Consider the following 10,411-nt stretch of genomic DNA (forward strand, 5'->3'; position numbering starts at 1 on the left):
AGAGCCGGCACGTCATCAGCGCCTCCTGGAGGTTCTGGTCGACGATAGAGGGTGTCGGCGAGACATCAGGTCAACGGTCGGATCGTCAGCTTTCACGGGCTCGCTCGTCAAAGTCCGGTCCGGCAGAAGAAACAAGTTTTCTTCGTTCGGTGCGGCTCCTTGAATAAGGGCTCCGCAATTCCACAGACGGCCTTCGGGCCAATTTGGAATCTGATCCTGACGTGTTCGCCGACGCCCTCGTTCCCTGAGGCCGGGGTATTGCCGGCATTCCTTTCCCGACATTGTTGATCTGACCACGACGATAGTCGCACTGCGCCGTCGCGTTGCCTTGGCCGCTTGGGTCTTGGGCCAGGCGAGAGCTGTAGTGTGATTGCGCGCCGCTTCCCCGCACGCGGTGTCATCGCCAGGCTTCGACCGGGCGATCCAGTACACCGCGGCTTCCCGGGGAACGATTGCTGCCTCTGGGAATACTGGGTCCCCAGTGCGCCAGTGCGCACAAGGCGGGTGACGACAGTCGGTGGAGAAACACCACAGGACACGCACCACCGCGCGCGATGGTTATCGATGTCCGAAAATCCCAAGGTAAACCAAATCTGACGAATCGTAGAAGTGCCTGCATATCAGGGACTTCTCGAATTTCCCGCGCGTGTGGCGCGCGCATCCGTTTACGTCTGCTTCATCGCGATACTTAAACTGCCATTCAAATTTGCCCGCCATCATCGTCTCCAACAAGCCGGCAAACGGCTGGGGCAAGAAGACTTGGACAACAAGACTCGGGGATGAGTTGAACAGCGCAGGATCCCAGAAGGGATCACGCAAATCAGAGTTGGACGGGAGCCGCGCTCGGGGAACGAGGCGGCATAAGAAAAAGGGGATGCGTTATGTTTCAGGGTACTTTCGATCTCGATGCGGCAACGCCGATCGATGCAAGCGCGCTGTCGGACGTTCTGTTCGAGCGTGGGATCTATTGGGCGAGCGGCCGCTCGGGCCTGGTCGACCTCGTCGCCGCGCACAAATGGTTCAACCTCGCTGCGCTGAAGGGCCGCAAGGACGCCGTCGCGCTGCGCCAGGAAGTGGCCGGCCAGATGTCCGAGGTCGAGATCTCGGCCGCGCAGCGTGACGCGAGGGCGTGGGTATCCGCTCATTGAATTAAGAAGCGCATCCGGCCCCGTGGCCTCACGGGCGATCCGGTCGCGCTGAATCAAGTTCCCGCGTCGTGCCGCGACGTGTGAGAAATGCGGGCTTGGCCCGCGCGGCATGAGCGATCCCAGAAGAATGGCTCAGTGGTGAGTCGCGGATCGGGCGGTTCGGCCCGCGAGATGCGGACATACATATATAAGGAGCGCGCGAATCGGGCTGAGCTCAGCCGCGCCTGGCGCCGGGCTTTCGCAGCCGCGCGACGTCGCCTTTCAGATGAATAGGCCGGGATTCTGCCGCTGGATGGCGGAGAGGGAGGGATTCGAACCCTCGATACAGCTTGAGACCGTATGACGCTTTAGCAAAGCGTTGCCTTCAGCCACTCGGCCACCTCTCCGGTGCGAGCCTTATGCATCTAATTGCTTGGGCCGGTCAATTTGGAAGCGTGTGTTTTCGCTCGAATATTCCCAACGATTTCCGCAGGACTGCGCGCCAATCAGGGCGGTTTGCCTTCCAGTCGAGAAACATCACGTCGGAACAGCGGACGCAGAACTGAAACGTTTGGCAGAGGCGACAGAGACAGTTTCTGTGGGCTAGGCCATGTCCGCTCTATCAAGCGATTGAATTTACTAGGAATTTCACGCGACGGTCGGCTTTGCCAGGCAGATGCCGGCTTGCTGTGCCGTTCGAGGCTTATGAAGGCATCGACGGGCGAACCCCTTATCTCCGCCAGCCGGGAGGCCGGTGCTGATTCCCCCAGTCGGCCGAGTGACTTCAGCTACATAAATGTCTGCGCCGTGCCGGCCGTTTGCACGCGACCGGCCAGAGATCACCGAGAGTTACGGCGCGTTACACATCCTCTGAGTCTGTGGGCCGATTCCACGATTCGAGCGTGTCAAAGCCGCCTCTGTGTGTAAGTCGACCCGCGCACCATCGGGTCGGGAATTTCGGCGGCAGATGAAACCGATCAAAAAAATACAGTAAAAACAATATGTTGCAGACGTCGCGTGATCACATCTGCGTGTTATTTGTGCAACACCCGTCGGAAAACACACGCCATAGGCCCGTTTCGGAGCGTTCTGTTGTTGTGTGTGCAAGGTCGTTCGGTAATTGTGATCGGGCGACGGAGGTGGCATCCCAAGGTCGTCCCGTTTAGGTCTTTCGCTTAAGTCCCTCGCGTTCATGCGGGTGTGTCCGAAGACGCGAAGGCGGCCAAGGCGGTGATTTAGATGGGGTTGGGGAATTGGCCATTCGGGTCAGTGACCTTCCCTGAAGAGCAACTTGGAAGTTTAACATGAAGTTGGTTAAGAGCCTTTTGCTCGGCTCAGCGGCGGGTCTTATCGCCGTGGGCGGAGCGCAGGCAGCCGATCTCCCCGTGAAGGCCAAAGCGGTCGAATACGTGAAGATCTGCTCCCTGTACGGTGCGGGTTTCTACTACATCCCGGGCACCGACACCTGCATCAAGCTGGGTGGTTACGTGCGCGCCGACACGATCTTCGGCGGCTCCGGCGACTACGCTTTCAACTACAGCACCACTGCGGCGAACGGTGGGTCGAACAATCGTCTGACCAACTACTACTACACCCGTGCTCGTATGGACCTCAACGTCGATACCCGCACGGCAACCGAGTATGGCGTCGTTCGTACCTACGCTGATATGATCTTCAGCTATGATACGTTGAACGTCACCGGCAGCAGCCCGTCGGCATTCTCGGCTGGCCAACCCTCGCTCGGCCTCTACCATGCCTTCATCCAGTTCGCTGGGTTCACCATGGGCCGCACGGTCTCGATCTTCGACGCGCCGTGGCAGAGCTATCCGGCTGGCGGTCCCGATACCATTCCGGGCGGCTCCAACCATGTCACCGGTATCAATCAGTTCGCTTATACCGCTGACTTCGGCCAGGGCATCACCGGTTCGATCGCCTTGGAAGAGCCCACCACTCAGTCGAACGGTCAGGGCAACCTCTGGAACACCTCCGGCTTCGCTTCACCGCTCGCTGCTGCCACTGCGTTGATTACGGGTAGTTCTTACGGCTCCAGCGATTGGGGTGGAACGCGCTCCCCCGACATCGTCGGTGCCGTCCGTGTTGACCAGGCTTGGGGTCTTGCCCAGTTCTCGGTTGGTGCACATAATCTTCATGCTGCCTACTACGGCGCGACGGAACCCACGGGTCACCCGTCGGACAAGTGGGGCTGGGCGGTTCAGGGTTCGTTGTCGATTAAGAACATCCCGACCGGCGCTGGCGACAGCTTGAACTTGCAGGCCGTCTACACCGATGGCATGAGCAAGGAGAACTTCCAGGTCCTGTTCCCGGCAACCTTCTTCATGTTCAGCGGCACGGGCGTGCCTGGTGCATACCAGAGCGTTGGTTTGGCTGGCGTTGCTGACGGCGTCTTCGGCGCTGGCGGCAGCATCGAGACCGTGAAGACCTGGGGTGTCCGTGGCGGCTATACCCACAACTGGAGCCCCTACTGGGTGAGCGCGGTCTACGGTGGCTATGCTCAGCTGAAGTACGGTGACGCGAGCAAGACGCTGATCTGCGCAAACTTCGCCGCTATTGCGAACGCCGGTGCGACTTGTAACCCGGACTTCAACTTCGGCGTGGTCGGCGTCAACACGGTCTGGACCCCGGTCAAGAACTTGGCCTTCACTGCGGACCTGAGCTATTCGAGGCTGGACCAGAAGTTCTCCGGCACGATCACTGCTCCGGCCGTTGCGACCGCCGCCAAGCCGGCTGCTGTGTATGAGCTGAAGGATCAGAACTCGCTGACCCTGATGCTCCGCGCTCAGCGCACGTTCTAATATCGATCTGTCAATCAGCCCCCGGCGGGAAACCGCCGGGGGCTTTTTGCTGTTTGGCGATGTGACGATGGCCTTGTGACGCACAAATCGACAGATGATGATCGACGTATCCGTCCGGTGAAGGCCGCCTTGCCGAATGAGGCGGAGTGTTGAGAACTGTCCTTATGGACAGTGTTAGGCGCAGCGCCCAGGTCGAGCGGCTCGAAGTGGTGGAGACGGGCCGGCGGCGACGCAGGTCCGAGGATGAGAAGCTCAAGATCGTCCTGCAAAGCGTACAGGCGCCGCGCCAAGTCGCGGCAACGGCGCTATGGCGTTTCGCGCTCATGGCTGCTGCGATGGCGAGTGTCGTTTCGGCCTGAGGCGCGCGTGCCTCTTACACACGCGAGAGAGAAGGTCGCTATTCCACGCTGCCGGCGCCGCGGCGCAAATCGGCCTCGATCTGGAGCCGCGTGCCGCCGCCGAAGCGGGCGCGGTAGACTTGGAGATTCTCCATGATCCGCTGCACGTAGTTGCGGGTCTCGGAGAATGGGATCAGCTCGACCCAGTCGACGGCATCGATCTTGGCGTCGCGCGGATCGCCGTAACGGTCGATCCACTTCTTCACGCTGCCGCGGCCGGCGTTGTAGGCGGCGAAGGTCATGATGTAGGAGCCGCGATAATCCTCGAGCAGGCCGCCGAGCTCGGCTGCGCCGAGCGTGGCGTTGTAGGACGAATCGTTCTTCAGCCGCGAGAGGTCGTAGGTGGCGCCGTGCCGTTTGCAGACGTAACGCGCGGCATCCGGCGTCACCTGCATCAGGCCATAGGCCTGCGCCGGCGAGACGACGGCCGGATTGAACGCGCTTTCCTGTCGCGCGATCGCGTAGACGATGCTGCGCTCGACCTCGGGACCGATCTGCGTGAACTGCGGGATGCCGTTGACGGGATAGGCGTAGAAATCGAACGGCAGGCCACGATTGAGCGCTGCCTTGCCGAGCAGCAGCATGCCGCGTGCGTCGCCGTAGCGCTGGGTCAGCTCGCCGAGGCCGGCAAGCGCTTCGGGATCGCCGTTCTCGCCCATATCGGCGAGCAGCGGTATTGCCATCTCGCGCTCGTCGAGCTCGTAGAGCAGTTGCGCGGCGCGCACGATCTCCAGCCGCTCGGCGCCGCGGCCGCGCGGCTGGCTGTTCAGCTCGATCTGCGGCAGGCCGAGCTTTGCGCGCGCGAGCTGGCCATAATAACTGGTGGATTGCTCGGCAGCGCGGGCATAGGCGTTGCGCGCCTCCTGCTGGCGACCGGCGGCCTCGGCCGCGCGGCCCTGCCAGTAACCGGCACGCGCGAGCGTGGTCGGATTGACGCTGCCGACACCGATGCGGGCAAAGTGCTGGGCGGCTGCGGCGGGATCGTTGAGGAAGCGCAGCGCGATCCAGCCCGCCGTGAACTCCTGCTCGGTCTTGTAGATGTCGCGTGAGGGGAGCGCCGCGTCGCGCGCGATCAGATAGGCGCTGCGGAATTCCTCGGTGTCGATCATCTTGCGGGCCAGCAGGCGCCGCTCGATCCACCATTCGTCGAGATTGTAGAGCCGGTTTGGATCCTTCGGCGCCGACAGCATGAGCTGGGCGGCTTCGGCAAACTTCTCCTCACGGCGCAGCAGCTGGATCTTGCTGAAGATGAAGCCGGGATCATTGTGCAATTCCCGCGGCACCTCTTCGAGCAGAGCGCGCGTGTTCGGCGCCTTCTTGAAGGAGGCGATGCGGGCCTTGGCGAGCGCGACATAGCCGGCGCCGAGCCGTTTTGCCGCGCGCAGTGCCGCCTCGTGCTCGCTGCCATACAGCAGCGTGTCCATCCGTGCCTTCTGGTCGCCCGGCGTGAGCAGGGCGCCGAACTGGTCGAGCGCGTTGTTCTCGGTGTCCTCCGACATCGGATCGCTGCGCCAGGCCTCGCGCACGAGCCGCTCGGCATTGGCGCGATCGCCGCGCGCCAGCATCGCCTTGGCGAGCACGAAGCGGCCCTTGGCCGAAACGGGGGATTCGTTCTCGAACCACGACCAGCCAACGGAATCGTCGCGCCTGTCGTCCCACATCGCGGCCTCCAGGCGCCGGCGCAGGAAGGTCTGCGACGGCCAGCTCGGATTGGCGGAGAGGAAGGCGCGGTAGCGCTCGACGCTCGCGCCATTGTCCTCGCTGCGCAGGATGATCCATTCCGCGAGCTTTCGCGCAACGGGGTCCGAAATCGAATCCGCGTAACTGCTGGCGTCGCCGGGCTTGCGCTTGCGCACCAGCTCGATGACGTTCTCGAGCGTGTCCTTGTCGGCTTGCGATGTCGACGAGGTCGCAGCAACCGCGGCCGGCGTGACCGGCTTGCGCGGCGCGGCGTGCTGGCGGGTCGCAGGCGCCAGCACCGGTGTGGCGACAGGCTTGGCGGGGACCGGGGCGGAAGGTCTGACGGTGGCCGTCACCGCCGGCGCGGTCTGCGAGGCCGGAGCATTGGCGGCCGGTCGTGCCTTTGGCGCGGGGGTGGCGGCCGCGGGCTTCGGCTTGTCCTTGGCGGCATCCTTGCTGGCGGGCTTCTTCGCAGGATCTTTCTTCGCAGGATCCTTGGCCTGCACGGAAGCTGCTCCCTTGCTGGCGCCTTTGGCGGTTTCTTTGCTTGTGTCCTTGGTTGATCCCTTCGTCGCGTCATTCGCGGACGGCTTGACCGCTGGCTTCGCGGTTCCCTTGTCAGTTCCTTTGGCGGCCTGCTTGGCCGGTTCCTTCGCAGTGTCCTCGGCCGTCTCATTGGATTTGGCTAGGGCGACGCAGCCGATCGACAGGCCGGCCATCAGGCAGATGGCCAGACCGGCAGATCGCCATGCGGCGCGCGGAAAGGAGGTCACGGAGGTTCGTCGCCCCGAATCAGTCAATTGGCTCAAGACCTATCTGTACAAGATCTGGCTGTATTTGATTGAATATGCGGACAAAATACCAACAGCCGCTTACCTTCGCCCGGTTTGCACCACCACCGCGGCAAAATCGCGGCTTAAACGGTGCGTCGGCCGGCAGCAGGTCTTTTACCGGCCGGACAGACCCGATAAGAATGGGCCTTGCTCTAAATTCTCGCCGCGTACGGAGGAAGTCCATGGCAGCCAAGACGAAATTCCGGGGGTCGTTCACCGCCTTGGTCACGCCGTTCAAGAACGGCTCGCTGGACGAGGCGGCGTTCCGCTCCCTGGTCAACTGGCAGATCTCCGAGGGCACCAACGGCCTGGTCCCGGTCGGCACCACCGGCGAGAGCCCGACGCTCTCCCACGACGAGCACAAGAAGGTCGTCGAATGGTGCATCGAGGAGGCCAAGGGCCGGGTGCCCGTGATCGCCGGCGCCGGCTCCAACTCGACCAAGGAAGCGGTCGAGCTGGCCCAGCATGCCGAAAAGGCGGGCGCCAACGCCGTGCTGGTGGTCACGCCCTACTACAACAAGCCGACCCAGGAAGGCATGTACCAGCACTTCAAGGCGATCAACGATGCGATCGGGATTCCGATCATCATCTACAACATCCCGCCGCGCTCGGTGATCGACATGTCGGTCGACACCATGAAGCGGCTGTGGGAGCTGAAGAACATCGCCGGCGTCAAGGACGCCACCGCCAGCATGGTACGCGTGTCGCAGCAGCGTGCGGCGATGGGCGAGGACTTCAATCAGCTCTCCGGCGAGGACGCGACCATCCTCGGCTACATGGCGCATGGCGGCCATGGCTGCATCTCGGTGACGTCGAACGTCGCACCGCGGCTGTGCTCGGAGTTCCAGGCCGCCTGGGCGAAGGGCGACCACGCCACCGCGCTGAAGATCCACGACAAGCTGATGCCGCTGCACAACAACCTTTTCATCGAGAGCAATCCGGCGCCGATCAAGTATGCAATGACGCTGCTCGGCAAGATGGACGAGACGCTACGGCTACCGATGGTTCCGGTGTCCGAGCCGACCCGCGTTGCCGTGCGCAGCGCCATGGTGCACGCCGGCCTGATCAATTGATGCTTTAGCCACCGAGGACGCTTGTCATGAGCGCAGTCGACGAAAAGGGCAGGCGGATCCTCACGGAGTTTCGCGAGTTCGCCATGAAGGGCAATGTCGTCGACCTCGCAGTCGGCGTCATCATCGGCGCGGCCTTCGGCGCAATCGTCACTTCGCTGGTCGGTGACATCATCATGCCGCTCATCGGCGCCGCGACCGGCGGCCTCGACTTCTCGAACTACTACGTACCCTTGTCGAAGGCGGTTACCGCCACCAACTTAGCGGATGCGAAAAAGCAAGGCGCAGTGCTTGCTTACGGCAGCTTCCTGACGCTGACGATCAACTTCATCATCGTCGCCTTCGTGCTGTTCATCGTGATCCGCGCTATAAACACGCTGAAGCGCAAGGAAGCGGCGGCACCCGCCGAGCCGCCGAAGCCGTCGGCGGAGGTGGTGCTGCTGACCGAGATCCGCGATCTCCTCAAGAAGTGACGCGCGCGCTTCATCCTAACTGTTACCTTACGCGCGCATCCCGATCAGGTTTGCTGCCAGGTTTTGAAGGTCATGGCCGATAAGAACGAACGTCCTATCAAGGTCATGGCGGAGAATCGCAAGGCCCGCTTCAACTATGCGATCGAGGATACGATCGAGGCGGGCATTGCGCTGACTGGAACCGAGGTGAAGTCGATCCGCAACGGCAAGAGCACGATCGCTGAGTCCTACGCCGACTCCAAGAACGGCGAAATCTGGCTGATCAACGCCACCATTCCCGAATACCTCCAGGGCAACCGCTTCAACCACGAGCCCAAGCGACCGCGTAAGCTGCTGCTGCACCGCCGGCAGATCAACAAGCTGATGGGCGCGGTCGACCGCGAGGGCATGACGCTGATCCCGCTCAAGCTCTATTTCAACGAGCGCGGGCGGGCCAAGCTGCAGCTCGCGGTTGCGAAGGGCAAGAAGTTGCACGATAAGCGCGAGACCGAGAAGAAGCGCGACTGGAGCCGGGAGAAGGGCCGGCTGATGCGGGCGAGGGGGTAGGAAATGACTCAGAGGAACCTGCTCGAGGTCAATTGGAGCCAGATCCCGGCGCCCACCGATGACGGCGCCGCCGCGCATCTGGCCGGCATGACGCTGCCCGCGATCAGCCTGCTCGCGACCGACGATAGGTCAGTGACGTTGTCGACGCTCTCCGGGCGCACCGTGGTGTTCGCCTATCCGCGCACCGGCGAGCCCGGCAAGATCTCGCTGGTCGACGATTGGGACATGATTCCCGGCGCGCGCGGCTGCACACCGCAGACCTGCGCGTTCCGCGATCTTTTCGCCGATCTCCGGGCGGCCGGCGCCTCGCACGTGTTCGGCCTGTCGACCCAGGGCAACGAATACCAGACCGAAATGGCCTCGCGGCTGCATCTGCCGTTCCCGGTGCTCTCGGACGAGAAGCTAGCGCTCACGCGCGCCCTCAATTTGCCGACCATGGAGGTCGCAGGCCTGACGCTGATCAAGCGCCTCGCGCTGATCATCGACGATGCCACGATCACGCATGTTTTCTATCCGGTGTTTCCGCCGGACCGGAACGCCGGCGACGTGCTCGACTGGCTGAAGGCCAATCCGGCCGGCGCCTAGTCGAGATCGGCCTTCACCTTCGCGAACACGCTGCGAAACATGTCCGTCGTCAGCACGCCCGTGTTCGTGTTGTAGCGGGAGCAGTGATAGCTGTCGTAGAGCTTGAACCGGCCTGCCTGGTGCACGGCGCCGTGGCCGAAGGGGGCTTGCGAAGCCTTCAGCTTCAGCGGCTTGAGCACGCTGTCGTGTGCAATCCGCCCGAGCGCCACGATCGCGCGCAGCTTCGGCATCGTCTCGAGATTCGTGACGAGGAACGGGCGGCAGGTGTTGATCTCGACCGGCAGCGGCTTGTTCTGCGGCGGCACGCAATGCACGGCATTGGCGATCCGACAGTCGACCAGCTTCATGCCGTCGTCAGGACGCGCCTGATAGGTGCCCTTGGCAAAACCGTATTCCAGCAGCGTGGCGTAGAGCAGATCGCCGGCATAATCGCCGGTGAAGGGTCGGCCCGTGCGGTTGGCGCCCTGCATGCCCGGCGCAAGGCCGACAATCAACAAGCGCGCCTTGATGTCGCCGAACGGTGGTACCGGCGCATTGTGCCAGGATGGCTCGCGCGCGCGGTTCGCCTCGCGGAAGGCGACCAGGCGCGGACAGAGCGGGCAATCACGGTCGGGGACGAGGGTGGGGGCCTGGCGGCTAGACCGGGCTACCTCACTCCTCGAAGTCGTCATCGCCCCTCGGCGCCATCGTGGTCGCGCGCTGGAGGAACTGCGGGGCGTGGTGGCGCGCCTCGCGCTCGCCGCGATCACGCGGGGCGGGGCGTTCGGACGGATCGCGGCCAAGCTTGGACTGCAACTCGACGAGGTCAGTGAAGACGTCGGCTTGGCGACGCAGCTCGTCGGCGATCATCGGCGGCTGGCTGGCAATGGTGGAGATCACCGTGACC

At 63.0% G+C, this 10,411-nt stretch carries 9 protein-coding genes, 1 tRNA gene and 1 pseudogene; 7 read left to right on the plus strand and 4 right to left on the minus strand.

Annotation, left to right across the window (positions count from 1 at the left end; translation table 11 throughout):
- The first annotated feature begins 881 nt into the window (after nt 1-881).
- Nucleotides 882-1,148 carry a hypothetical protein gene (locus tag FXB38_RS31795; RefSeq protein WP_148754922.1) on the plus strand — a complete coding sequence of 89 codons (267 nt, stop codon included), beginning with the start codon at nt 882-884 and terminating at the stop codon, nt 1,146-1,148.
- A 293-nt stretch (nt 1,149-1,441) separates the two neighbouring features.
- Here FXB38_RS31795 and FXB38_RS31800 read toward each other — a convergent pair.
- Nucleotides 1,442-1,534, minus strand: a tRNA-Ser gene (locus tag FXB38_RS31800).
- An 897-nt stretch (nt 1,535-2,431) separates the two neighbouring features.
- On the opposite strand from FXB38_RS31800, the gene FXB38_RS31810 reads away from it, so the two are divergent.
- Nucleotides 2,432-3,940, plus strand: a complete 1,509-nt coding sequence (locus tag FXB38_RS31810) for a porin (RefSeq protein ID WP_148754923.1) — start codon at nt 2,432-2,434, stop codon at nt 3,938-3,940.
- Nucleotides 3,941-4,089: 149 nt separating this feature from the next.
- Entirely contained in the window at nt 4,090-4,299 is a 210-nt protein-coding gene (locus tag FXB38_RS31815) for a hypothetical protein (RefSeq protein WP_187435281.1), read from the plus strand.
- Between the two features lie 38 nt (nt 4,300-4,337).
- On the opposite strand, the gene FXB38_RS31820 is transcribed toward FXB38_RS31815, so the two are convergent.
- Nucleotides 4,338-6,737, minus strand: coding sequence for a lytic transglycosylase domain-containing protein (locus FXB38_RS31820; RefSeq protein ID WP_187435286.1), 2,400 nt, complete (start codon nt 6,735-6,737; stop codon nt 4,338-4,340).
- 296 nt (nt 6,738-7,033) lie between these two features.
- Here FXB38_RS31820 and dapA point away from each other — a divergent pair, with 296 nt between their 5' ends.
- The 4 genes from dapA to FXB38_RS31840 all read left to right on the plus strand — a co-directional run bounded on the left by dapA (nt 7,034) and on the right by FXB38_RS31840 (nt 9,525).
- Nucleotides 7,034-7,924: a 4-hydroxy-tetrahydrodipicolinate synthase gene (dapA, locus tag FXB38_RS31825; RefSeq protein WP_187435282.1), complete on the plus strand. Its 891-nt coding sequence runs from the start codon at nt 7,034-7,036 to the stop codon at nt 7,922-7,924.
- Between the two features lie 26 nt (nt 7,925-7,950).
- The gene (gene mscL / locus FXB38_RS31830; protein WP_148754926.1) at nt 7,951-8,394 is read left to right on the plus strand and encodes a large conductance mechanosensitive channel protein MscL; all 444 of its coding nucleotides are present in this window, start codon (nt 7,951-7,953) and stop codon (nt 8,392-8,394) included.
- Between the two features lie 72 nt (nt 8,395-8,466).
- The gene (gene smpB, locus FXB38_RS31835) at nt 8,467-8,940 is read left to right on the plus strand and encodes an SsrA-binding protein SmpB (protein ID WP_061847806.1); all 474 of its coding nucleotides are present in this window, start codon (nt 8,467-8,469) and stop codon (nt 8,938-8,940) included.
- A gap of 3 nt (nt 8,941-8,943) precedes the next feature.
- Entirely contained in the window at nt 8,944-9,525 is a 582-nt protein-coding gene (locus FXB38_RS31840) for a peroxiredoxin (RefSeq protein WP_148754927.1), read from the plus strand.
- Here FXB38_RS31840 and FXB38_RS31845 read toward each other — a convergent pair.
- Nucleotides 9,522-10,196 (minus strand): uracil-DNA glycosylase, encoded by a 675-nt coding sequence (locus FXB38_RS31845; RefSeq protein ID WP_148754928.1) that lies wholly within the window; start codon nt 10,194-10,196, stop codon nt 9,522-9,524. The genes FXB38_RS31840 and FXB38_RS31845 overlap by 4 nt on opposite strands.
- Nucleotides 10,177-10,411 (minus strand): annotated as a pseudogene (locus tag FXB38_RS31850) (LabA-like NYN domain-containing protein); the annotation flags it as partial. The gene FXB38_RS31845 and the pseudogene FXB38_RS31850, both read right to left, overlap by 20 nt.

The organism is Bradyrhizobium cytisi (assembly GCF_008123515.1).
In the GTDB taxonomy this organism is placed as follows: Bacteria; Pseudomonadota; Alphaproteobacteria; order Rhizobiales; family Xanthobacteraceae; genus Bradyrhizobium; species Bradyrhizobium cytisi.

Coding starts and splice junctions, on each gene's coding strand:
- FXB38_RS31795 (WP_148754922.1), top strand. CDS start 882: ATGTTTCAGGGTACTTTCGATCTCGATGCGGCAACGCCGATCGATGCA.
- FXB38_RS31810 (WP_148754923.1), top strand. CDS start 2,432: ATGAAGTTGGTTAAGAGCCTTTTGCTCGGCTCAGCGGCGGGTCTTATC.
- FXB38_RS31820 (WP_187435286.1), bottom strand. CDS start 6,737: ATGGCCGGCCTGTCGATCGGCTGCGTCGCCCTAGCCAAATCCAATGAG.
- dapA (WP_187435282.1), top strand. CDS start 7,034: ATGGCAGCCAAGACGAAATTCCGGGGGTCGTTCACCGCCTTGGTCACG.
- mscL (WP_148754926.1), top strand. CDS start 7,951: ATGAGCGCAGTCGACGAAAAGGGCAGGCGGATCCTCACGGAGTTTCGC.
- smpB (WP_061847806.1), top strand. CDS start 8,467: ATGGCCGATAAGAACGAACGTCCTATCAAGGTCATGGCGGAGAATCGC.
- FXB38_RS31840 (WP_148754927.1), top strand. CDS start 8,944: ATGACTCAGAGGAACCTGCTCGAGGTCAATTGGAGCCAGATCCCGGCG.
- FXB38_RS31845 (WP_148754928.1), bottom strand. CDS start 10,196: ATGACGACTTCGAGGAGTGAGGTAGCCCGGTCTAGCCGCCAGGCCCCC.